This window comes from Armatimonadota bacterium, assembly GCA_016223145.1.
In the GTDB taxonomy this organism is placed as follows: Bacteria; Armatimonadota; Fimbriimonadia; order Fimbriimonadales; family Fimbriimonadaceae; genus Nitrosymbiomonas.
The window spans coordinates 40,511-63,733 of record JACRPN010000005.1 but is presented as its reverse complement, the minus strand read 5'-3'; the positions used below and the strand labels follow the sequence as shown (position 1 = coordinate 63,733).

The 23,223-nt window shown below is 60.7% G+C and carries 23 protein-coding genes; 9 read left to right on the top strand and 14 right to left on the bottom strand.

The annotated features are described in order from the left end of the window. Positions 1-31: 31 nt before the first annotated feature. Positions 32-532, top strand: coding sequence for a DinB family protein (locus tag HZC36_02625; protein ID MBI5705865.1), 501 nt, complete (start codon positions 32-34; stop codon positions 530-532). Between the two features lie 195 nt (positions 533-727). On the opposite strand, the gene HZC36_02620 is transcribed toward HZC36_02625, so the two are convergent. Continuing rightward, positions 728-1,414, bottom strand: coding sequence for a hypothetical protein (locus tag HZC36_02620; GenBank protein ID MBI5705864.1), 687 nt, complete (start codon positions 1,412-1,414; stop codon positions 728-730). 12 nt (positions 1,415-1,426) lie between these two features. Further along, positions 1,427-2,140: an outer membrane lipoprotein-sorting protein gene (locus HZC36_02615; protein MBI5705863.1), complete on the bottom strand. Its 714-nt coding sequence runs from the start codon at positions 2,138-2,140 to the stop codon at positions 1,427-1,429. A gap of 177 nt (positions 2,141-2,317) precedes the next feature. Here HZC36_02615 and HZC36_02610 point away from each other — a divergent pair, with 177 nt between their 5' ends. The 5 genes from HZC36_02610 to HZC36_02590 all read left to right on the top strand — a co-directional run bounded on the left by HZC36_02610 (position 2,318) and on the right by HZC36_02590 (position 7,898). After that, entirely contained in the window at positions 2,318-3,358 is a 1,041-nt protein-coding gene (locus HZC36_02610) for a hypothetical protein (protein ID MBI5705862.1), read from the top strand. Beyond that, the gene (locus HZC36_02605; protein MBI5705861.1) at positions 3,348-4,268 is read left to right on the top strand and encodes a DUF4129 domain-containing protein; all 921 of its coding nucleotides are present in this window, start codon (positions 3,348-3,350) and stop codon (positions 4,266-4,268) included. The genes HZC36_02610 and HZC36_02605 overlap by 11 nt, the downstream gene beginning before the upstream one ends. Next, positions 4,265-5,455, top strand: coding sequence for a hypothetical protein (locus HZC36_02600; protein MBI5705860.1), 1,191 nt, complete (start codon positions 4,265-4,267; stop codon positions 5,453-5,455). The genes HZC36_02605 and HZC36_02600 overlap by 4 nt, the downstream gene beginning before the upstream one ends. Before the next feature lie 73 nt (positions 5,456-5,528). After that, complete coding sequence (locus HZC36_02595; GenBank protein ID MBI5705859.1) at positions 5,529-5,987, top strand: hypothetical protein; 459 nt, start codon at positions 5,529-5,531, stop codon at positions 5,985-5,987. A 15-nt stretch (positions 5,988-6,002) separates the two neighbouring features. Then, positions 6,003-7,898, top strand: a complete 1,896-nt coding sequence (locus HZC36_02590; protein ID MBI5705858.1) for a hypothetical protein — start codon at positions 6,003-6,005, stop codon at positions 7,896-7,898. Positions 7,899-7,911: 13 nt separating this feature from the next. On the opposite strand, the gene HZC36_02585 is transcribed toward HZC36_02590, so the two are convergent. The 4 genes from HZC36_02585 to HZC36_02570 all read right to left on the bottom strand — a co-directional run bounded on the left by HZC36_02585 (position 7,912) and on the right by HZC36_02570 (position 11,374). Continuing rightward, positions 7,912-9,069: a PLP-dependent transferase gene (locus tag HZC36_02585; protein ID MBI5705857.1), complete on the bottom strand. Its 1,158-nt coding sequence runs from the start codon at positions 9,067-9,069 to the stop codon at positions 7,912-7,914. 31 nt (positions 9,070-9,100) lie between these two features. Next, positions 9,101-9,451 carry a hypothetical protein gene (locus HZC36_02580; protein MBI5705856.1) on the bottom strand — a complete coding sequence of 117 codons (351 nt, stop codon included), beginning with the start codon at positions 9,449-9,451 and terminating at the stop codon, positions 9,101-9,103. Positions 9,452-9,547: 96 nt separating this feature from the next. Beyond that, complete coding sequence (locus tag HZC36_02575) at positions 9,548-10,675, bottom strand: TIM barrel protein (GenBank protein MBI5705855.1); 1,128 nt, start codon at positions 10,673-10,675, stop codon at positions 9,548-9,550. Between the two features lie 159 nt (positions 10,676-10,834). After that, positions 10,835-11,374, bottom strand: coding sequence for a hypothetical protein (locus HZC36_02570; GenBank protein ID MBI5705854.1), 540 nt, complete (start codon positions 11,372-11,374; stop codon positions 10,835-10,837). Between the two features lie 150 nt (positions 11,375-11,524). Between HZC36_02570 and HZC36_02565 the strand changes: the two genes are divergently transcribed. Further along, entirely contained in the window at positions 11,525-12,475 is a 951-nt protein-coding gene (locus tag HZC36_02565) for a zinc ribbon domain-containing protein (protein MBI5705853.1), read from the top strand. 132 nt (positions 12,476-12,607) lie between these two features. Further along, positions 12,608-13,936: a VanW family protein gene (locus HZC36_02560; protein MBI5705852.1), complete on the top strand. Its 1,329-nt coding sequence runs from the start codon at positions 12,608-12,610 to the stop codon at positions 13,934-13,936. A gap of 245 nt (positions 13,937-14,181) precedes the next feature. On the opposite strand, the gene HZC36_02555 is transcribed toward HZC36_02560, so the two are convergent. The 3 genes from HZC36_02555 to HZC36_02545 all read right to left on the bottom strand — a co-directional run bounded on the left by HZC36_02555 (position 14,182) and on the right by HZC36_02545 (position 16,887). Further along, complete coding sequence (locus HZC36_02555; GenBank protein MBI5705851.1) at positions 14,182-14,928, bottom strand: SDR family oxidoreductase; 747 nt, start codon at positions 14,926-14,928, stop codon at positions 14,182-14,184. A 94-nt stretch (positions 14,929-15,022) separates the two neighbouring features. Continuing rightward, positions 15,023-16,219, bottom strand: coding sequence for a hypothetical protein (locus HZC36_02550; protein MBI5705850.1), 1,197 nt, complete (start codon positions 16,217-16,219; stop codon positions 15,023-15,025). Between the two features lie 338 nt (positions 16,220-16,557). Further along, entirely contained in the window at positions 16,558-16,887 is a 330-nt protein-coding gene (locus HZC36_02545) for a helix-turn-helix transcriptional regulator (protein ID MBI5705849.1), read from the bottom strand. Positions 16,888-17,043: 156 nt separating this feature from the next. Here HZC36_02545 and HZC36_02540 point away from each other — a divergent pair, with 156 nt between their 5' ends. Next, the gene (locus tag HZC36_02540; GenBank protein ID MBI5705848.1) at positions 17,044-18,786 is read left to right on the top strand and encodes a redoxin domain-containing protein; all 1,743 of its coding nucleotides are present in this window, start codon (positions 17,044-17,046) and stop codon (positions 18,784-18,786) included. Between the two features lie 198 nt (positions 18,787-18,984). Here HZC36_02540 and HZC36_02535 read toward each other — a convergent pair whose 3' ends face one another. From HZC36_02535 to HZC36_02515, 5 genes are all read right to left on the bottom strand, one after another. Next, positions 18,985-20,238: a DUF4097 family beta strand repeat protein gene (locus HZC36_02535; GenBank protein MBI5705847.1), complete on the bottom strand. Its 1,254-nt coding sequence runs from the start codon at positions 20,236-20,238 to the stop codon at positions 18,985-18,987. Continuing rightward, complete coding sequence (locus HZC36_02530) at positions 20,235-20,660, bottom strand: DUF2089 domain-containing protein (protein MBI5705846.1); 426 nt, start codon at positions 20,658-20,660, stop codon at positions 20,235-20,237. Before HZC36_02530 ends, HZC36_02535 begins: the two co-directional genes overlap by 4 nt. A gap of 58 nt (positions 20,661-20,718) precedes the next feature. Continuing rightward, positions 20,719-21,084, bottom strand: a complete 366-nt coding sequence (gene folB, locus HZC36_02525) for a dihydroneopterin aldolase (protein MBI5705845.1) — start codon at positions 21,082-21,084, stop codon at positions 20,719-20,721. A gap of 110 nt (positions 21,085-21,194) precedes the next feature. Continuing rightward, positions 21,195-22,349 (bottom strand): ADP-forming succinate--CoA ligase subunit beta, encoded by a 1,155-nt coding sequence (gene sucC / locus HZC36_02520; GenBank protein ID MBI5705844.1) that lies wholly within the window; start codon positions 22,347-22,349, stop codon positions 21,195-21,197. A gap of 101 nt (positions 22,350-22,450) precedes the next feature. After that, a partial coding sequence (locus tag HZC36_02515; protein ID MBI5705843.1) for a S8 family serine peptidase occupies positions 22,451-23,223 on the bottom strand: 773 nt, incomplete at its 5' end.

Here is a 23,223-nt window from a genome sequence, read left to right as displayed (position 1 = left end):
CTGAAGACCTTACCAACCGCACTGGAGGAGAATGATGCCCGCAACTGCAATTGACGTTCGAGAACTCGTCGCGACCCAAATGGATAGAGCCCGCGCCTTCTACAATGTGGACCTTAAGCACTTGACCGAAGAACAAGCGACACAGACCGTTGGTGGCTGCTCGCGGTCGCCTCTTGCGTTCACTCAGGAAGTTACAGGCGTCAACTTCTTTGCCGCCGCCGTCTTCCGTGGTGAGGAGCCGCAGCAAAAAACGGAAGCGGAGATCGCTGCCTTCCAGGCTTCATTCGACACTCTGGAGAAGCTGAGGCCAGCGTTCAACAAGAGCGTGGATCAAATGATCTCGGGCATCAAGTCCTGCCCCGCAGAGAACTTGGACAAGACCGTTATGGCGCCCTGGGGCGCCCCCATCACCGTCCTCGACCTCGCCATCGTGATGGTCCAACACATGTTTTATCATGACGGACAGCTCAACTACTTCCAGTGCTCTCAGGGCGACGGTGCGTTCCATTGGATGGAATTGATGCCGGGGTAGAGAGGGAGCAAGCAAACACCCCTCCCCGAGTTAGGGGGAGCTGTAACGCTCTCCGGAGTCTCCCTCCCCAACCCCTCCCTCAGTTTCGCTGCGCAAAACCAAGGGAGGGGCTACCACCTCGTAGCCAAAACACCTGAGACCTGAAAAACTGAGCACCTCAAAACCTGAACACCCGAGAAAACTGAACGCACGGCCTCACTTCTGAAAGATCAACCGGTTCCATTCGTGCCTTCGGTGGAAATCCAGAGCCCTCAGCGGCGCCGATGAGGAGAGGATTGGCTCTGCACCGGACGACGAATAGTCATAGCGGGCGAAATGCCCGTCCCACACCTCTCCCGACTGGATCCTTTCGCGGCCGGTTACGGCTTGCGCCGGGATCGAGGCAAAGGCGTACCAGCCTCCCACTTCACAATCGACCTTCCAACCGGGAAACGAGTCGGCCGATCCAGCTTGGGCATGAAAGATCTCAAGAGGCACAGCAAAAGGGCTGAGGTCTCCTGTTTTCCTGGCCTTGGATACGTCATCCGGCCCGGAGAACTGCAGCGCCAGCTTGAGGCCATTGGGGCTGACGTGGAACTCGGAATACGCCTTCGAATTCGGATCGCCCAGGAATATCTCGAAGGTGTCTCCGAGTTCCCAGAGGCGCTGTCCATCAGCCGTCGCAGCCGTGACCACCTCGGAATCCACGAGAAGGGCCTGGACGATCAGGGAGCTTTCGGTCCATCTGAGGCCCGCGAACGAGGGCTGCAGCCCGGGACGCTCCTGCTCAAGCCAATCCTGACGAAGCTCCGCCCCAAGCTCGATGGCTGCCACCAAGGCTTCGATAGATGGGTCAAATCGAGCCACCACGAGTTCGCGGCGATTCAGCAAGCTGTCGGGCATAGCGCCCGGAGATTACTTGATGCTGAACAGCGACTCACTCAGCCCGGTGTTGAACTGCACGGACTTGTAGAGCATGATCCCGCCCAGCCGATTCTCGGTGTTTCGGACCTCTGCCCGTCCAGGGAACGTGCAGCCGTTGGCGGTGTGCGGCTCTGAATAGGTGAACGTCGCCAGTTGGTCGCCATCTCGGTTGAACCACTCGCGCTTCATCACGTACTTCAGCTTCGGTTCGACCCAGATGCGATGCCGCGTGTTGTCGTCGGGCTTCCGCTTTTTGAAGAGGAGGTCGAAGACGTACGCGCCTGTAGCCCTGTCGGTGCGAACGTACTTCGCCTCGAAAAAGGTGAGCAGCGAGGGTACGAGCACCCCAAAGTCGAGGAGTGTCTGGATGCGCCCAGGCGAGCCGCTCACGTCCATCTTCTGGCCAATGCCCGCTCGCCCAAGACGGTAGTAGGCGGTGCCGCCGTTCAGGACGTAATACACGTTCGTTTCGCCGTACTTCGACTCGATCCGGAACTTGAACGGGTCCTTGAAATAGGCCTTCCCGCTGTCGGCCCGATAGCTTGTGCCGAAGTCCTTGTTGATCTTCCCAAGCTCCTTCTGATCTGCCTTCTCGATGACTAAGGTGAAGGAGACGTCCTTGAGGTTCTTTTGAACGATGTCGTCGGGGTCCGGATCGGCGATCGCCGTGCAGAGGAGCGCAGTGGCGGCAAGCAATGAGGTCATGGGCAGTATTGTATCTCCGCGGGTTCAGACGTCGGCGGCGAGGGGCTGGCTTCGCCCATTCTACGCCGCACTCTGCTTTGGCGGTTCCAAACGGCTTGGGCTCCTGTCCAGATGCTCCGTTTTGGGGGTTCAGACGGTGACGGATTCGGGGCTTGCCTCGGATACAATGCTCTCAACTTGACCTCCGATCCGCTGAGCCGCTATCTGGTCAACCGCACCTCCCGCACCTCCCGAAGAGAGAGGCTGCGGCCCATGACTTCGAGCGAGGTGCTTGACATGGCCCTCTCGGTCTATCAGGCGCTCGGCTGGACCATCCTGAAGCTCACGGCGCTCCCAACCGTGTTCTGCCTGGCTTCTGTGGCGTTCGTCTGGGAGTACGTTCTGCCCTCGTTCGGACTCACGAACCATCCCTCGGACGTCAAGGCGCAGGTAGGCGAGGCGGCCGCAACCATCGGGGTTGGCATTGGCGTGGGGGGGCCGCTTTTCCTTCTGGGACTTGCCTATTCCAGCGGCGTCGTGGTGACGTTGGTGTCCGACCACATGCTCGGCCGGACCCCGAATGCCGCCTCTGCAGCCGCATCGGGGCTGCGCGTCCTTCGGCGGCTGTTTCTGCTGATGCTCTACGAGGTGATGGTTGGCTGGTCCGGAGTGCTTGCGGCCACGGGCTTGCTAATGGTTAGCGCGCTCATGCCCGCCGATGCCACCGGTGACGCGTGGGCCGCTGCTGCCACAGGCACCGCCCTCTTCGCTTACCTCATCGGATTCATCGTTCTGCCCGCGGTGTTGGTGCGACATGCGCTTGCGCCTGCGGTCTGCGTGCTTGAATCGCTCGGTTCCCGGGCCACCGCAAAGAGGAGCGTGGCTCTCATGAAGGCCACTCCTTGGCAGCCTTCTGGCTATCCTGCCGCGTGGCTGATTACGGTGTGCGTTTTGCTGCTCATCCTGCTTCTGCTTCCGGGCCTATCAGCGGGCCTGGGTGCAATTGGCATCAGCTCCGACCTTCATCTGGTTCCATCCATTCCGCTGCTCGACATGCTTCTCGCGCGCGCCATCGAGCAGGTTCCCAGTTACCTCGCAATCTGGACGCTCGTGCCGGTATGGTGCGCAGGGGTGACGATCCTCTATTACGAGCGCAGGGTCCGCCTAGAGGGCTTTGACATCGAGGCCCTTGCCGCCGACGTCCGGCAGGCCGACCGTAGGAGCAAGTTTGAGCTCTAGGTGCGCCGCGATCGTACTATCGGGGCTCATGCTCTCGGCCTTCGCCTTAGCGACGGACTACGGTGCCTTTGCTCGCAAGCTCTCCGAGGCAAAATCAGACGCCGCGAAGGTCGCCATCCTCAAGGAGCTTCGAGCTCAGCTCCCGGATGGCTCACCCATCCTTGAGTTCATCCAAGCTGCCACGGCCGCTGACACATCAGACGCCGAGACCATCGAAACGGCCGAGCGGATGGTCGCCCTGCGTGCGGCAGTTCAAGGCCATTCGACACCAACCACCGACGTTCGCAAGGCGGCGGCGAACATCACCTCCTCTCCGCTATACCGCGACACCGGGCAGAAGAAAGCCAGCAACTGGATCGAACGCGCCCTCGATCGTCTGCGGTTTCGGCCTCGGGAATCCACCTCATCCGAGCGGAGGACCGACACCCGGTCGGTCTCGTATGCTGTCGACGTACTGGTCGCGCTCGTCTGGATTGCCTTGGCGCTTGGAGTGGCGGCCCTCCTCTATCTCGCGTTCCGTCAATTCTCTTGGCGCAAGACACTCAAACGGAAAGCAATGGCGCTGCTGGAGGACGATGAGCCGGTGCGTTCGGCGGATGAATGGCTTATCCAAGCGGACCAATTGGCCGCGCAGGGGGACCACCGTGGGGCCGTCAGGTGCCTGTATCTCGCTTGTCTCCTGAGACTTGATGAAAACGGCGTGGCGCGGTTTGACCGGAGCCAGACCAACTGGGAGCACTTCGCGCGCATCCAAGCCAGCCCCACGCTTCCCTCTGGGCTTGAATTTCGCGAGCCGACCCGGGCGTTCGATCGGATTTGGTACGGTGCAGACGTCCGAGGGCAAGGCGACGTGGACCGCTTCCGTGAGTTCTACGTGAGCCTGATGGGCCACTTCGGAGGCAAGCCTTGAGGCGCTTTCGCGGGTTCTGGTTTTGGGCCTGGACCCTCGCAGGCCTTCTGGCGATCAGCGGGGCGCTGCTGACCCTTGGCCGCACCGATAACGAATCGAATCCCGACTCCGTGTCCTTCGGCCCGAGTGGACTATCAGCGTTCGCCGAAGTGCTTCGCCAGGAGGGATACCGCGTTCGCTCGGAGCGGGGCCTGAACGGCAAGATCGACGCCAAGGCGCTGGTTGTGGCCTGCATCGTCGAGCAGCCCAGGAGCGCGTTTGAGGAGCTCGACACCGAAGCGCCAAAATTGCAGCCGGAATCGCCCGCCGTGGCGGTCCTGCGGCGGCACTTTCAGTCCGGCGGCACGGCCCTCGTGACCTCGCTCCCCTTCAGCTTTGTAGAAGCCACGCGGCTCGGGGAATCCGGACAGAGCGCCATCACCGATTGGATCGAAGCCGAGGAGAGTGGAAAGGAACCCAAACCCTTGGCCATTTCCGGTGGCAAGACCACAGGTATCTCGAACTGGTACCGAGAGCTGCCCTGGCTCAACAATGGGGGGTTCTGGGTGCGCTCGGACGAGGACGGCAACCTTGGGCTGGAACTGGTCTTGGCGGAGAAAGGGCGGATGGGTTTCGTCTCCAGCGGCATCGGGGCCACCAACCGGTTCCTTTCCAGGGCCGACAACGCCACGTTCTGGGTGCAAAACGTGCGAACGCTGGCTCCCCCCGGCTCTGAAGTTGTATTTCTCGAAGCGGCCCACGGGACGGTGGAAGAGCCAAGTTTGATCCTCGCGATCGGCGAATGGGCCCAGGCGGCCTGGTGGCAGACCGGGATTATGGTGCTGGTGCTCTTCCTGACTTTGGGCAAGCGGTTTGGGCTTCCCTCTCAGCCGCGCGGCGTGGAAATGGGCTCAAAGGACCTCGCGGACGCGCTCTCCTCGGTCATGCGACGGGGCAAGGCCTCCCCGCTTGCAGTCGAGGTGCTGCTGAAGCGGATGGACCGAGAACTGCGGTGGAAGCTCAAACTCCCGGTGGACAGCCCGAGGCAGCGCCGAGACGAGTTGCTGCCGGACGCTCTGAAGGCTGCCATCCATGAGGCAGAAGTACTGTCCAAAGAGCGCGGTCCTCGCGGTGCGGCCCTTGCGGCGATGCGGCGATTAGAGGCTGAGGTTCGTTCGTTTCTTGGGACAGGCTCGGATTTTCGGTAGAGCTGTGGTAGCCTCTGCATCGAACGGCGAGACGGAGTCTCGCTGATTGCGGAGTTGTCAAACGATGGACCAAATGAGAAAGTTGAGCGTGTTGTTCGCCGTTTCCTGCTTGTGTGCGATGATCGGCTGTTCTGGAGACGAGCCGAAGGCCGACACCAAGGCCACTGAGCCTCCAAAGCAGACCGACCTTAAGCCCCCCTCCGCCCCAGCGCCCCAAGGAACCGACCCGGGCGACACCGCGATAACGGCGGAGGACCTCAAGAAGCTCCAGACCAAACAGGAGAGCGCGGTGGCCGCCCTCAAGAAGAAACCCGGAGACGCGACGCTCAAGAAAGCCTACGTCACAGCATCGCTCGACCTGGCGGACAAGACCATGAAGAGTGCCGCGTTGGAGTCCACCGAGAAGTACCCGGCCGCGCTTAGAATCTATCGCGATGTGCTGAAGGTCGATCCGGCGAACAAGGAAGCGAAAGAGTGGATCGGCATGATCGAGAGCATCTATCAGAGCATGGGCAAAGCCGTACCAAAGTAGTTTCTGGTTTTTGCCATGCAGCAAGAAGATTCCGGCAACGCGATGAAGCGCACGCTGGTATGGGTGATCGCCGCAGCTATGGCTGCGGCGCTCTTGCCCCTATTCATGGGCGCACTAATCGCTTACCGGACGGGGGACTGGTACGCCGGGTTCAAGCATTCGTTCGACGACCAGATGGTCTACGCTGCCTGGATGACGCAGGCTCAGGACGGCCATTTCCTGATGGACAACCGCTTCGCGGTGGACCCACAACCGGGCCTCACGATCAACGTTTACTTCTTCGTTTTGGGGCTAATCTCCAAGCTTTTCGGCATTCCCCTGACGCTTAGCCTGGCCCGCGCGGGGTTCGCCGCGCTTTTCGTGCTTCTGCTTTACCGTTTCCTCTGCCGCATCTCCCCAGACACCTATTTTCAGAAGCTCGGGCTCTGCGTAGGTGTCTTCGGGAGTGGGTTTGGGTTCCTGGTGTGGCACCGGTTTGGCGACGCTTTCATACCCGGCGATAACGCCCTGCTCAGCTCGCTGATGGGGGGCCGGCTGCCGATAGACGTCTGGCAATCCGAGGCATTCGTGTTCCCATCGATGCTCACAAACGGGCTTTTCATGGCCGCTTTGTGCCTGATTTTGGCCCTGTTGACGGCGATCTGGGATGCGCGAACAAGTTGGAAGACGGTCCCGGTTGGGGTGGGTTGCAGCCTGGTTCTCATGAACATCCACAGCTACGACATGCTGCTGGTCGGGCTGGTCGGCCTCGGGTTTTTGGCCGTACAGGTGGCGCAGAAGGCTGTAAGCGGAGTCTGGCTGTTCCGGGCACTGATCATCGCGCTGGGCGCGGTTCCGTCTGCCCTCTGGTTTGCCTATGTGCTACAGAACGACGCCGTTTTTCAGGCGCGGGCCGCCACTCCGACCTATGCGGCGAGCCCGCGACAGGTGATCGTCGGCTTGCTGCCGTTGATGATCGGCGCGTTCGCGTCGTTTCTGGTGCCCCGATCGGATGCCGCCGCTACCCATCGCGCACGGATAGGCGCACTGATCGCAGGCGTCGGCCTCCTTGCGATGTTCCTGGTCGGGGACGTCGGGGGCAATCAATTCTGGCTTGGCATCCCGGTTTGGGCACTCGCCTTCGTTCTGTCGGTCGTGGCGTCCGTTCTTCTGGCGACGGAGTCTCAGGCCATCAATCTGATGCAAACCTGGGCGCTGGTCGGGGTCGTCGCCATTTACTTCCCTGCGCTCTTCCAGCGAAAGCTCGCCATGGGGATGGCTCTGCCCTGGTCCGTGCTCGCCGCCTGGGGCATCTACCAGGTGCTCAAGCCCAAGGAGAAGCAGACGCGCATCGCGGGTGGGGCGGTGGCGCTGTTCGCGATGTGCTTCACCTCAATCTTCTGGATTCAGCGCGAGCGCGAATACATCACCTCGAACGTGGCCCGGACGACCTTCAACGCCGTCGTTTATCCGCCCGAAGTCCGCAACATCATGAACAAGCTGCGCAGCCTGCCCGGGCGGAAAGTGGTGCTGGCGATGCCGGGGATCAACGAACAGCATGCAGACGAATCCGGCCGCGGGATCGACGCCTACAACCCGCCCTATGTGAGCGATCTCAACGCGATGGCGAGCGGATTCGGCGGTGCATACAGCTTCGCCGGGCACTGGAGCGAGACGCCCAACTACGCGGACCGCCGCAACAAGGCCTCGAAGTTCTTTCTGAAGTCGACCCCTGAGGCTGAGCGGCAGGCGATCCTAGGGGAGTCTGGCGCCCGCTATTTGATCGCACCCGTGCCCGAGGCGTTTCCCGACATGCTGCAGCGGTATGGGCAGGAGTTCGAGGACTTCCGCAGCCGCGGGCGCGTGCTTGAAGGGGGAACGCAGTTCGTCCTGATCGACCTTGACGAGGCCTCTGCAAAGCCTGGTGACTAACTGCGACTATAGTCTATCGCGCCAGCGCCGAGACCTTTGCCAACGCTTGCTGCAGGTCTTCGATCAGGTCCTGAGCGTCCTCGATGCCCACAGATAGCCGCAGCAGAGTCGGCGGGATGCCTGCCTCCATGCGCTGCTCTTCGGTCATCGCCGCGTGCGACATCATCGGGGGATAGCCGATCAGCGATTCGACCCCGCCTAGGCTTTCAGCGAGCATGAACACCTTGGTGGACTCCGCCACACGTTTGGCGTCCGCCGCCGTACCCTTGACCTCAAAGGACACCATTCCGCCGAACGCCCGCATCTGCTTGGCGGCGATCGCGTGGTCCGGGTGCGACTTGAGCCCCGGATAGTGGACGCGATGCACCGCCGGATGCCGCTCAAGCGCCTCAGCAACCGCCATCGCATTCGCGCAGTGCCGTTCCATACGCACCTCGAGCGTCTTGACGCCACGCACCGCCAGCCAACAGTCGAACGCCCCTGGCGCCGTGCCGATGGACTTGGCCCAGGCAAAGAGCTTGTTATACACCTCTTGGGTGCCCGCAATGGCCGCCCCGCCGATGATGTCGCTGTGCCCGCCCACGTATTTGGTCGTCGAGTGCACGACGATGTCGCAGCCCAAGGCGATCGGGTTCTGAAGGTAGGGTGAGGCGAACGTATTGTCGATGACGCAGACGATTCCGTGCCGCTTGCAGGCTGACGCGATCGCCTCGACATCCACAATCCGAAGGTTAGGGTTTGTGGGGGTCTCGAAGATCAGCATCTTCGTGTTGGGCTGGATCGCGGTGTCGATGGTGCCTGGCTCCCGCGCATCGAACTCGGTGAAGGTGATCCCCTGGTTTGGGAGGATGGTGTGCACGATCCGGTGGGTGCCACCGTAGATGTCCGAAGCCATGAGAAGGTGGTCGCCGTTCTTGAGCAGGGAGAACGCCGCTGCGATTGCCGCCATCCCGCTGCCGGTGCAGACGCATCCAAAACCACCTTCGAGCGCGGCGAGAATCTCTTCGAGCATCGCTCGCGTGGGGTTGTTCACGCGGGAATAGTCGAACGCAGGGGCGTCTTCAAGGGAGTTCCAGGCAAAAGTCGCCGACTGATAGATGGGCGGAATCACTGGAAGGTGGGGACCTGCCGGGTCCTGTCCGACGCGAATGGCCTTGGTCGCAAAGCGCATAGGCCTGATTTTGGCCCAAACCGGCCCTGGCTTACTTTCGATAGGTGGCGGCGCTCATCTCCGTCACCTCAAGCGTCAAGGAGACTTCCCCGCTTTCCAGGGAGCCGGCAAACCCTTTTCGAAGCTCGGCATAGAGCCGATCCGACAGTTCCTGCAGGAGTGCGGGACTTCTTCCGGAGAGCAGCTTGACCTCAAGGTGCGCAAAGCCTGGAGGCGCTCCCTTGCCCATCACCCAGGTGTTTTGAAGCGTGTGGTACGCCTTGACCGCTTCGGGCTTTATCGATTCGATCCCGGAGAACTCCTTGACGAGGGCTTCCAGGATGTCTGGGACGTCCACGTTCTCCACGAGGTCGGCACTGGTGGTCAGGTGAAGATGGGGCATGGGATTGGTTTGCAAACTACGATCGTCTCAGATATAGATATTCCATGCCTGGACCCGTTGCCAGTCACGAGCAGAGACGTGCACCCGCCGTCTGGTTCACCCACCGTAGATCGCCCTCTTCACCACCTGAATCACCCTGCCGGCGTCGCCGGTGGCTTGGGCCGTCTGCAGCCGCCCTCGATCCGCATAGATCATGAGTGCCCGCTTCATGCAGTTGGCGAAGAACTCCCGTGAGAGCGCCATCGACTCGACCTGGTCGGTCCGGTACGTGAACTGGTCCTCCCCGAACCAGCCGTCATAGCCGGTGTCGATCGCCGCGTAGCAGAATTCGACCAGCCTCCAGATGTCGTCGGTGCCAGCGATCCGGTCTTCGTCGTTCGAGTTGTACTTGGCGCCATTGATATGGAAGTTTGCGATCGGCAGCCCAAAGGTCTTGAGCACATACAGCGAGTCCGCCGGAGTGTTCCCCACCATCTGCTCGTGGCCGTAGTCGATGGCGACGCCCATGACCGTCTTGCCGAGGCTCTTGTTCACCTCGAGCGCCACGAGGGCGGCCTTGGCGACCGTGTTGATAATCATGTTGCCCTCGCGCGGCTCTTTTTGCTTGGGCTCATGGCCAAACTTGAGGCCAAGGCGGTCGCAATGCTCTGCAACCTCGGTGCAACCATCGATGTACCACCTCAGCCTTTGCCCATAGTCCACCTCGAAGTGGTAGTCCCACCCGTCCGAGCCTGGCCAGAGCCCACAACTGACACACCCGATCGCCTTGGCGAGATCGACGCCCTGATGCACCTGCTCGAGAGCGACCTTTCGGATTCCGGCATCGGGGTGGGTCAGGGCGCCGTACTTGAACTTCGGATGAGTCCACAGGTTGAAGTTCATGTTCGTGGGCACGATGCCATGCGTGTCGAGCGCCGCCCTGATCGCCTCGTATTCCGCCTGGTTCACCGACCCATCCGGGTTCAGGAACACCACCTCGTGAAACTCGACCCCCTTGATGCCGGCTTGCGCGACGCGCCCGATCTGCGCCACGGTTGAATTGTCGAACTCACGGTCGCTGTTGTAGCCGACCGGGCAGAACCGGTCGAAGAACTCCCCGGCTGCCCAGTGCCCGGCCGAGAACTTGATGTCGAATGTCTCGAAGAGGTCATCGACCGCTTGGCCCTCCAGATAGCCGGCGAAGCGCGTCGGAAGAAGCGAAAGGGTGTCGGCAGACAGGTTCATCGGGGCCTCCAGGAACGGCCCAGATTACCTTTCGGCCACCTGGCCGTGGTTAGCGCTTCCAACGCCATAAGGGGCTGACGGAAACGCAATGCTGAAACTACCTTGAACGCATTCGCTCAACGCGTGTTACCCGTGCGAGACGACTGGGCCACAGGGATCTCAGGAACTCCCTTCCGGGCGCGGAAAGCCTTTGAGCTCCAGCCGCAGAACGCTCAGTCCCTCGCGCCAGACCTCGAAACCGTCACCCAGCTTTTGGAAGACCGGCGCTTGGACGCGATACGGCTCATGATCGAAGCTCGAAACGATGTGGTAGCTGGCCTGGCCCTGGCGTGCCGCCTGCTTCAGATAGCCGTCGCCGCCGATCTGCCTGAGCCTCTCAGGATACAGGCCGCTCCAAAACAGCAAGGAATCCCCAATGTGCTGATGGACGTCCCGCTCGCGCTCAAAAGAGTCGGCGCTCAGGCGCACGTCCGCCTGCCCAAGCATCTCAACAAGCCCCTCGATCGGCCGGCCCTGGCCATCGTGCAGCGGCGCCATCGCTTCCTTCCTTCCGTACTTCGCCAGTATCCAGGAAAGGTGGGCCTCGACATCCTCGCAATCCGGAACGCCCAGCCTATAGCGCAGCACGTCGTGGATGGACTCCCTGAAAAACAGCAGGAGCGGATCGTTCGCTGGAAGCTCTGACTGCCTTTCCATCATCAAACCCCTTTCTTACGTTGGACCGATTCGACGCCGCCAGCGAATCCTCGCCCGGGCCAAACGTCCCTGATATGGTTGTTCCGCAAAGTCCGTGTGCCTCACCAATGGCTTTAAGACAACCTCGCCGCGAGAAGTGACGTCTGAATGGATATGAAATGCCCTCGATGCGGCAAGCCGCTTGGCGCGAGCGCCACATTCTGCATGCACTGCGGGCAGATGTTGGCGGCCGCTCCTGTACCCCAGGGACAAGCCCCCATGACACCCGTCATTCCGGCGGCGGCTGTCCCCGGCCAGCCCTCGCGGGTGCGGACCATGCTCGCGGGCGCCGCGCTTACGGTGCTCGTGCTGGCGGCTGTGGCCTGGGGGCTCAATTCGGCGGGAGTGCTCCGATTGGGCGGTAGCGGCTCGCAGGGTGACGCGCTCCGGCAATCCGGCGAGGGGCAGGGCGGCAACAGCCTGATGGCGCCTGGTGCGGGTGGCAGCGGCTCGATGCTGGAGGCCCAAGGAACCTCAGATTCCGGCGCAATGCTGCCTAGCCAGGCAGAACGGGCAAGGATGCCGCAGGACGTTTACGATTGGCTGCTGTTCCTGGAGCAGATCGAGCGAAAAAAGGAGCGCCTGAACAGCCGGCAGATGGACATGCTCGTCCAGCTTTTTGTCGAGGTGACGAAGGCCTCCGCCGGTGCGGGCATGTTGGATATGGACGGGGAGATTAGCGGGTCCCCAGAGAAGAACCCCGCAGTTGACCTGCAAGCCTCGGCAACGGACCTGGCCAAGGGGTGGGACGCCCTTGAAAAGGAGTTTGCCGCAAGGACCCCGCCCAGAGAGTGTCAAAACCTCTTTCTCCGCTACGATGAAGCCCTAACCCAAATCAAAAGCCAAATCGGGGATATTGAGAACATTCTTGGAGGCGACCTCTCTGCGGCTCTTGTGACCGTCCGCAAGTGGAAAGGGGCTTCCGAAGGGACTGTGGACAGCCCGCTCGACGAGTCGGACAAGCTTCTTGGCCAGATCTGCGCCAAGTACGACGTTCGCAAGTGGTTTGGCATCGCCAGCCACCATGAAATGCCTTCGATGTTTGGGGCCGGAGGCGCTCCCTAATCCCTAGTGAAACTACTTGATTCGATCAAGTCTCTTCGTTCGTCATAATAGAAAGCTCCGGCGATGAGTTAGGATGGCGCATTGCTGGGCACAAGACTGCAAACAGGTTGGGGCCAGAGCCTCAGAGCAAGGATGAAACGTCTTCTGATCATTGCCGCGCTTAGCGTTGGAGGCGCGACGGGTTGCCTTACGATCACGGCTTACCGATATGAGCCGCGCGTCGCGCCGACGGTACGCATCGGTTCCGTCCCGGTTGGCGGCCTCACCCTCGCCGAAGCGCGCAAGAAGCTTAGGACCTGGTGGGAGTACCAAAAGGTGAAACCCATCGAGGCAGCCTTGGCCGAAGGCAGGGGCAAGCCTCTCGAAATCACCCCTTCCAAGGCAGGGTGCGCGCTGGACGACGTGGCCAGCACCAGCCCGCTTCCCGTTGAGGACTTCTGGGGCGCCACAAGGAGGCTTTTTGGGCAGGGCTCCGAGACCGGCAGCAGCTTTCCGATCGTGTTGCGAGCCACAGGACAGGTCAACCCGGCGCTGACAGCCTATGTCCGCGAGAGCCTGGGTGGACGCAAACCGGCACGCGTGACTTACCGCGAGGGCCAGATTGTTCGTGAACCTGAGGTCGCCGAGTACGAATTGGACACCGAGGGTCTTGTCAAAGGGATCGCGGAGGCCATCGAGAGCTCTGGGCTCGTGTATCTGCCCTTGCGCGAATCGGCCAAGAGCGTTCCCGACGAGGAACTCGACAAGATCGTCGATGTCATCGCCGAATACTCGACCAAGTTCCCTTCGCGTCAGACCAGTCGCAACGCGAACCTGCGGATCGCTTCGTCGAAGATTGACGGCACCGTCCTCATGCCCGGTGAGACGTTCAGCGTCAATGGCGTCGTCGGCAAGCGCACCATCGAGGACGGCTACAAGCTGGCCGGCGTCTACAAGAACGGTAAGCACGACCTCGGCCTGGGTGGCGGCATCTGCCAGGTGAGCGGCACGCTCTACAACTCAGCCCTGCTCGCCAACCTGCCGATCGTGCAGCGCTCCAACCACTCGATGCCCGTACCCTACTTGCCCGTCGGCCGCGATGCCACCGTGGACTATGGGACGCTCGATCTCAGGTTCAAGAATCCTTACAAGTTCCCCATTGCGATCAGCTCCACGTTTCAACCTGGAAAGCTCACTTTTCGCGTGCTCGGGGTGAAGGACCCCGGGCTTGAGGTCAAAGTCACGACGACGGACCTGAAGAGCTGGAGCCGAGGCGTGCAGTATGTGGACGATCCGTCTTTGCCCGCAGGAAAGCAGAAAGTTATTGAAAAGGGGTCCAGCGGGCATAGCGTAACCACTTGGCGGATCGTTTCAAGAAACGGGGTCGAGGTGACGCGCGAGATATTGAGCCGGAGCCGCTATGTGGGTGGCGTGAGGATCGTCGCCAGGAACCCTGCAGACGCATCGGGCGGAGAGCTCTAAGCGCATCGCCGGACGGCCAGTCATCCCGCGTAGGGGCCTTCCGCCTCGTCCCCGATTGCTTCGTTCACGGACCCTCTCCCTCAGGTGGAGCAAGGAGCTCCTTCACCTTTCGGTTTCTCCACTGCGTTGGTTTTGGTTTGTTGAATCGAAGGCAGACTGAGAGTCTGCCCTACGGGTTCCTTGTGGGGCCGTGAGATGCCCTCAACCCATCATCCCCTCAACTCTTCATTCCATCATCTCTTTCCCTAGTGGAAGTAGCTCGCGCCGTTGATATCGATGACGATGCCGCTGAGATAGGAAGCGTCATCGGAGAGCAGGAACGCCGAAGCCGCCGCGCAATCTTCCGGCGATGCCATCCTGCCCAACGGTATCCCAGAGAGGATCTCCGCAAGACGGGTGTCCATTCCCTCGCGCGCCATGGCGGTCTTGGTCCAGCCGGGCGCGATTCCAAAGAGCTGGATGTTCTTGGGCGCCAGTTCACCGGCAAGGCTGCGTGTCAGGTTGATGAGCGCCGCCTTGGAAGCCGCATAAAGGGCAGCCCCGGACTCCCCCTTGAAACCCACCCGGCTTGCCACATTCAGCACCTTTCCGTGGCCCTGCTGGGCGAAGTGGCGGCACGCCGCCCGGGTCAGCAACAAGGGCGATTCAAAGTTAATTGAGAAGGTCTTCTGAAATGCTTCTGAGAACGACTCCTCGCTGGCGCCTATGAAATCCTGAGGGATGTAGACGCCGGCATTGTTGACTAAAGCGTCGAGTGGACCGTCGGCAAGCACTTCGTCAACCAATCCCGACGCTTGCTCTGGGTCTGAAAGATCGCAACGATACACCCCAACACAAGCCGCACCTAGAGCATCCCTGGCATCATCCGCCTGGCTGGAAGTGCCTCCAAAGTGCAGCGCCACGGACCAGCCCTGCTCGCCAAGCCGAACCGCAATCGCCTTGCCAATCCCGCGTGAAGAACCCGTCACAAGAACACGCCGTTTCTCAGCCATTGAGCCAGTTTATCCTGCCGGTCCCAAGTCCAAAAAGGAAAGAGGCCCTGCAACCGCAGGGCCCTCTTGTTGAACAGGAGCAGGTAACGGGAAACTAGAAGAGCCAGTTCAGTTCGAACATGAACCCTTGGACGGCCGACTTTCCGGTGGCCTTGGTTCGGGTGAACTCAAGGGCCGCTCGGCCGACCTTGCTCAAGCGCTGGGAATACCCAATCGCGAAGCCGTCCTTGATCGTACCGAGGTCGAAGTCCGTTCGATCGACACGCCCGTAGAAGGTGCCTGCCTGGCCAGCCTTGGTCGCTGCCTCAAGGAAGTAGCCCTTGGGGTTGCGGTTGCCGCCGGTACTGACCTTATTCCTTCCCATGAAGTACCCACCGCTGACTTCAAAGCTCTCGCGCTCATAGGCGCCCATGAAGCCATATCGCTGGAACTTGTCCTCGAAGGTGGTGCTCACCGGGTAAGCGCCGGAGTAGCCGAAGAAGCCGAGATAGCTTCCCTGATCGTCCAGGTCCTTTTCGATCGAGCCGAACCAGTCCTTCATGTCGTTGTTCTCAGGCTGGTTGGGCATCTTGTTGCCGCCACCGCCGTTTGTCACACCGACCTCGAACCGAAGGCCATCCTTAGACACAGAACCGCCGGTAATCCCATAGAAGCGATCACGCGGGGTGAACAGGTTGCCAGAGCCATCCACGTCATTCAAGATGAGCGGTCGGCTGATCGACACGCGGCCACCTGTGCTGGCCTGGTGGATGCTGCGAGGCGTGAACTGCCCTGCGCGCAAGAACGAATAGGCATCCTCGCCCGGGTTGGTGTTGTAGAACAGATAAGCTTCCGCTAGCTTCTCGCGCACGGCCGTGTCCGTTGTTCCCGAACCGTCGCTCTTGGCCTCCTTGCCGCGTTCGTGCAAGTAGATCTCAAAGAAGTAGCTGAAGTTATCGTACAACGGCCCACCCGAATAGATCGAGAGCGCTTCAACGTCGAACTTGCTCTTCGGCTTGGCGTCTTTGTCGTACTCGAAGCGGAACTTCGAGGCAAACGACATGTAGTCGCCAAGGTTGACCTTATCGTCGCCGATGCCGCCGGCATCTTTGAAGCGTTGTCCCCTCCACAGGAACTCCTTGCCGATCTTGGTCAGGCGGTTTGTTCCCGAGAAGTGACAGACCGTGCAGTCCATGCCGTACTTGCGCGTGTAGGCCGGAACCGCTTCTGCAGGCTTCGGAGTCATGACGATCATAGCGGCCGGAGCTGCCACCATCGCCACAATGAGAAGCCCGAGTTTATAGGTTTTCATTTTGGATCCTCCTTGATGTTCCGAGGTTCAGGGGATTTGACGCTGGCCGCGCACCGATAGAAGCAGATGCGGCCCAACGCGCAAGACGCTCAATGTCCCTTACGGAGGAAGACTGCGTTATTGCGAGAATCGGTTTCCCGGCACCCACCCCTGACCTCGGTTTCTAGTGCCGGCCCTGAATTGTCGCCTTAGCTTCAATTCCCAGCCGACAGCCCGATTCTACGATATTCGTAATAGCACATTCCAGGATTCAGCTCTACCATACTTTTTTGCAAAGTATTGTTTGAACTAGTCCTTATTTTTGTTTAGAGATTTTGGGTGTTGTTAGGGCCTACTGGCTAGCTGCTGACGCAATTATCTGCAACTTCTCCACCAAGCTCCAAAAGATGATCCTGCACGGTCCGAAGCACAGCCCGTCCTTTCTCGGTGATCCTAAACACGCGTCGCGCTTTGGATCCGCTGGCGGGACTATCTGAGCAAAGCCAGCCGAACCTCTCCATTCGGTTTAGGATTGGGTATAGCGTGCCAGGGCTCACTTTATAGCCATGGTGCCGAAGCTCCTCCAACATCCACTGGCCATAGATGCCGTCTTCAGCGGCATGATGCAGGATGTGGATCTTCCAGAAAGCAAGCAGAATTTCTCGCGTGATGATCTTTTCGTCCGGCATGTCCCCGCTTGCTTCTCCAGACGCTGATTCTACTGCCCAACGTCACTCCTGCGTTTAACAACGATTCTGCGATGTTTGGGCCTTTCTCCCTTTTCAGGTTCAGTTTGCATGGGTATTCGAAGTAACATTTTCGTATAGATTCGAAGAGGGAGTCCTATGTACTGGAATCGCGCGCTGGTCCTGTTCGTCGTTGTCGCCACGTTGGCGGCGATCTTCGCCTTCGCCAGACCCGCCCCGGCGGCCAAGGGAAAGGTGATCCTGTTTCTGAGCACCGATTGCCCGGTCGGCATGAAGAGCGCCCCGGACATCAAAAAGCTGATGGACGAGTTCCAGCCCAAGGGATTCACCTTCAGCGCCTGCTTCTCTAATGAGATGGAGACCAAGGCTCTGGTCGATCAGTACCTCGCGGATTACGGGCTGAGGCTGGAGTACTGCATCGACGTGGGCGGAGAACTCGCGCGGAAGGAGGGGGTCACCCATGTGCCCACAGCCGTCGTCAAAGACGCCAAAGGCAAGAAGATCTATCAGGGCTCGATTCTCGATAACCGGGACCCAAGCCGCGCCGGCAAGAACTACGTCGCAAACGTTCTCGGGAACCTGTACCGGGGTAAGCCGTTGGCCTTTGCGAAGACTCCGACCTTCGGCTGCATTCTGATGCCCGGCAAACCCTTGCCTCAGAGCGACGATGTCACGTACGCCAAGCATATCGCACCGATTCTGAATAAGCGATGCGTGGCGTGCCACCGACCCGGCGAGGTCGCTCCCATCTCCTTCGTGGGCTATGAGAACGCGCGCAAGTGGGCGCCCAACATCGCGTTTTACACCGGCAATCGCACGATGCCGCCTTGGAAGGCCGTTCCCGGATTTGGCGAATTCAAAGACGACAACGCGCTCTCCGAGCGCGAAATCGAACTCTTGAAGCGCTGGGCTAACTCCGGCGCCAAGCGGGGAAATCAGAAGGAAGAGCCCGCGACACCCACGTTTCCAAAAGGTGACTGGAGCCTGGGCAAGCCTGATCTGGTGATCGGCCCCAAAGCCCCTTACCGGGTGGAAGCCTCCGGCGAAGACGAATACCGTCATTTCGTAATCGATCCTGGGTTCAAAGAGACGGTTTACGTCCAGGGATACCAGGTCAAGCCCGGCAACACACGCGTGGTGCACCACGTGATCGCCTTCCTCGACGCCAAGGGTCGCGGCGACCGGATGGCCCTGGCGAACAAAGACGGCAAGGAAGGCTACGCGACCTCCGGGGGCGGCCTTGGTTTCAACCCGGACGGGTCTCTTGGCGGCTGGGCGCCAGGCTCAAGGCCGGGATTCACTCCGGATGGGACCGCCTTTGAGCTGAAACCGGGCACCAAGATCGTGCTGCAGATCCACTACCACAAGAGCGGCAAGGTGGAGTCCGACCAAACCAAAATCGGGCTCTACTTCTCGAGGAAGCCGCCCGAGCGGCTCATGAACATCGCCTGGTTGGCGAACCCGTTCTTCAAGATTCCAGCGGGGGAGAGCAGCTTCAAAGCGACGTTTGACTTTCCCATTCCCGCCGACGTGACGGCCTATGGCGCCATGCCGCACATGCACCTTCTCGGCAAGCAGATGAAGGCTGAGTTGGTCAGGCCAGATGGCAGCCGCGAGCCCATGATCTGGATCAAAAACTGGGACTTCAATTGGCAGATGACCTACATGTTCCAAAACCCGATGAAGGTGCCCATGGGCTCAAAGATCCACCTTGAGGCGGTCTTCGACAACTCGGCGCAGAACCCGTTCCAGCCACACAAGCCACCGAAGGACATCCGTTGGGGCGAGGAGACGACGGACGAAATGATGCTCTTGGTCGTGCCCTTCACGGTCGACTCGGTCCAAGCCAAAGACGTGAGGATCGGCTTCGGCGGCGGATAGGTGGGCGCGTGGGTCAGCCTAAGGGAGGGCGGGGTTCACCTCGCCTTTTCAGGGTTGAGCGGGCTTCAGCCCGCGCCAGTCCGGAACTCTCACGCAGAGGACGCCAAGAAAACGCAGAGAGCGCAGAGCCGAGACCTAAAGCCCTGCGACAAGCCGAACGCGGGCATCGGTGCCACGTCCCTGTCAAGTCCGCATGGGCTAATCAGCTGCCGCGGCCATGTGCTCTCGGAGCTGCATTCGAATGTCCCCATTCACCGCGCTCACGTCGAGCGCGCCCGTACCATCCCCGAGTCTGCCCGTAACGTGTTGCTCCTGCCTCGCTTCCTCACTGAGCATCACATCGCACTCCACGTCGCCCCTGAGGGTAGACAAGGACACGCGGCAGTCCGAGCCGTCCGCGATCGCCAATGCTGTGTCGCCGTTGACCGTGCGCACGCTGACCAACCCCCGGATCGGCTCGACGAGGTCCAGCCGCACGTCGCCAGAAATCGATTCCACGGAGATGGACTTGCCCATGCACTCCCGGAGCGTGATGTCCCCGTGGGCCGTTCTCGCGTTGATGTTGCCTTTGATCCTCTGAAGCAGGATGTCGCCTGACTTGCCTTCAAGCGTTAGCGACACCACTTTCGAATCTGAGATTCGGACGTCGCCGTTCGCGTTCTGAACGTCCACAGTCCCGTCCAGGCCCGAAAGACTCACGTCGCCCGAGATGCTGTGCACCCGGCAGTTGCCGCCGGTGTTGCTGATCTCCAGATCGCCGTTCATCTGTTTGACGTCGAGGTTTGCGTGGCCTTTGAGATGAATCTCCAGGTCCAAGGTGATGCCTGGCGTATCGTGCTGGCGCAAAACCACCTCGTGCTCACTCTCATCCACAAGCAAGGTGAACGCATCGGCGTTTTCGCGCGCTTCCTGCTCGTCGGTCCCGCGCATCTTGAGCGTGGCGTTGATCACGCCCTCGCTGTGGCCGCCCCAGATGCGTACATCGCCGTTGGGGTTTTCGACCCGAAGGGTCTTCCCCTTGGGCACCGTGATCGGCAGGCTGATGTTTCGGGTCTCATAGGCGGACCCCCACGGGAAATTGACGCGCCCTTTGCGCAGGTTTTCGATGTTCACATGAAGCCCAACGACGCCCTTCTTGGCGCCTTCGCGAACCTGCCGCGCGACGTCCTCCCAATTGACGTTCTTGGTCACATCTCGGGCCACGCCTTCAACCCAATCCACAAAGCCCTTGACCGGGTCCTTCTCAGCCCCGCCCGGTGGCGGAGGAGGAGTGGCGCCTGAAGGAGGCGGGGGAGGCGTCTGGCCATCTGCAGTTGCCTCATCGCTCGGCTCTCCTTCGGCAGCCGCTTCTTCGGGCGTCGAGGCAAAGGCGTCTATGAGGTCCGCTGCGTCCTCCGGACTTAGCTTGCCCTCCTTAACAAGGTTCATGATGCGTCGAATCTCTTCTTTCACCGGGTCGCTCCTTCTTTGATCTTTCTTTTGGCCTCTTCAGGGCCGATTTCGCCGCGCTCGAGCTGATCCAGGATCGCCCTCTTGTTCGCGCCGATTCTCTCCTTGCGGTTCTCGTCTCGTACGGGGGTCAATTCCAAGGCCTCCAGGAGCGCGTCCAGCCGGCTGCGCACGGTCGGGTAGCTCAGGCCAAGCTCTTTCTCCACGCTCGCGAGCATCCCGCGACAGCGCAGAAACGTTTCCAGGAACTTGGCCTGGTCTTCGTCGAGGCGCGAATACCTGGGCACCGCGAACTTCCCGCGAATCACCACGCCTGAGTCCTCGGCCGTGAGTTCAGTGATGACCAGCGAGCCACCGCCGACCGGATCCCGCGAGGGAATTGGAAATGCGCCGTTGTTTGACATCTCTGATGAGAATACCGCCATCGCTTCAGTTTCGTTTCACAAGTAGCCGTATTTTTTCAGAATTTCTTATTTCCCGTGTCTATGGCTTTGTCCGGTCCAGGACCACCCTGACGCCGGCGAAGTCTGCGACCTCGGGGAATGGCGGCGCGAGCTTGGCGACGGACAGCTCAACGCGTCGAACCGCCGGATAGGCGATGAGGATCATGGCCGCAATGTCTCCGCTTAGGCGTTCGAGCGTCCTGTGGCGTTCGCCGGCCGCGCGTGAGGCGATCAGGCGGGCAAGATCGCCATAGTCCACCGTGTCTTCAACGCGATCCGTCTCGTCCGCCGCGCCAAAGACGTCCAAGGTGACGTCGAAGGTCAGGCGATGGCCGATGGCCTGCTCTTCGTCTGTGACGCCGTGGTGGCCGTAGACCTGGAGCCCCTTGAGGAAAACCTGGAACACGGTTGGAGTTTAGCAGGGAGTCGTTTTGGACTGGATAGGGATTAGCGCAAGGTGCCTATCAACACAGGCGGGACACCTGTGCTTCCTCGGCTGAACTGGGCGACGGCAGATTATCGGCCATAGCTGAGGCTGACGACCTTCGCTGCGGCGTCTTGCATCGTCGCCGCCGGCTGGATGCGGGTGCCTTCAAGGAGCTTTCTTCCCTCTTCGGCCGCCGTACCCTCAATTCGCGCCACCACCGGGATCGTCACATTCAGCTCGTCAAAGGCAGACAGGATGCCCTTGGCCACCTCGTCGCACCGGGTGATGCCCCCAAAAATGTTGATGAGCAGCCCCTTGACACTGGTGTCCATCAAGATCAACTCGACGCAGGACTTCACGCGCTCGGCCTGGGCGCCGCCGCCCACGTCGAGGAAGTTCGCCGGGTTGCCTCCGGCCGCTTTCACCTCGTCCATCGAGCACATCACCAGCCCCGCGCCGTTGCCGATGATGCCGATGTCGCCGCCAAGCCGCACATAGGCGATGCCCCTGCGCGATGCTTCCGCCTCAAGAGGGTCCTCGGCACTATCGTCCGCGGTGGCTCTGTATTCGGCGTGGCGAAACAGTGCATTGTCGTCGATCGACACCTTGGCGTCGGCAGCGATCACCTTGCCGGCTGCATCGAGCGCACACGGGTTGATTTCGACCATCTCCGCGTCCGATTCGAGATACGCCTTTGCCAGCTTCTTGATCAGGCCCACCATTTGGTTTCGGGCCTCGGCAGGAATGCCCGCGTCGGCCACCAGCTTGCGAAGCTCGAAGTCCCACAGCCCATAGGCGGGATCGATGTGCATCTTGGCGATGGCGCCAGGGTCGGTGTGCGCCACTTCTTCGATGTCCATGCCCCCTTTGGCCGAGACCATGATGAGGTGCTTCTGAACCTCGCGGTCGAGGAGCACGGCGACATAGAACTCCTTCGCGATGTCCACGATTTCGGCGACGAGCACCTTCTCCACGATCATCCCGGCGGGGTTCTGAATGCTCACCAGCTTCTTGCCGATCAGTTCGCCCGCAAACGCCTCAGCGGCCGCTGCATCCTCGAAGAGCTTGACGCCGCCGGCCTTGCCCCGCCCGCCCATCAGCACCTGGGCTTTGACCACAACCTTGCCTCCCAGGTCTGCCGCGAGCTTTCCAACTTGGGTTCCGCTATTGGCGACATCCCCTTTTGGCACGGGTACGCCGAACTTGGACAGGAGGTCTTTGGACTGGTATTCGTGGAGCTTCATAGGACCCCAAGAGGATACCGCTTGAGGGTCGTGAGGCGGTGAGGGGGAGATGATGGGCTGAAGAGATTATGGGAGGGAGGAAGCGGGGGGGGTGGATCCGTTCAGTTGGCAAGGACTTTGGTGAGGCGTAAGAAGTCCGAAGTGATCTGCACGCTTTGGCGCGCCGGTTTGGCGTAGCTGAACATCAGTTTGAACTTCCCGTTTGCGTCCTGAAAGCTCGCACCAGAGCCGGTGGAGTTCCAGATGGTCGTTGTGTCCGCGCCTGAGAGCTTCACGGTCCCAAATAGCACCCACGCGCTCGCCTGATAATCCCAAGAGTACACGGCGAGGCTCGGCGAAAATGTGCCGAACGCCTCATAGGTGACCTTCATGCCCGCCAGCGCCTCAGAAGCGCCGGTATCGAATTCCGCAATCCAGCGCAGGTAGTTCGTGCGGTTCGACCTCACCGTTCGCATGACGACCCTGACGTCGTCGCTGTGCGCGAGAAAGGACACGTCTCCGGCAGCGGTTCCCGCCTGCAACACGAGGCTCGTCGGCGCGAAGTGTTTCTGAAGAGGATCGGTGAGGGCTCGCTCCCCGTTGATTCTTCCTTTCGCCACAAACGTCCCCACGTCGTCGCAGGTGGATTCCAGTCTTTCCCGGATGAAGTCCGCCGTCGAGGTGGTCCCATAGTGCGCCCAAAGCAAGCCCAGCAGCCCAGCGACGTGCGGCGCCGCCATCGAGGTTCCGCTCTTCAGCCCGTAGGTTCCGCCGAGCACCGTGCAAAGGATGTTGGCGCCCGGCGCGGCAACGTCTACCCACGTCCCAAAGTTGCTGAAACTCGCCCGTTGATCGCTGGAATCCGTAGCCGCCACGGCGATGGAGTTGGCGTAGT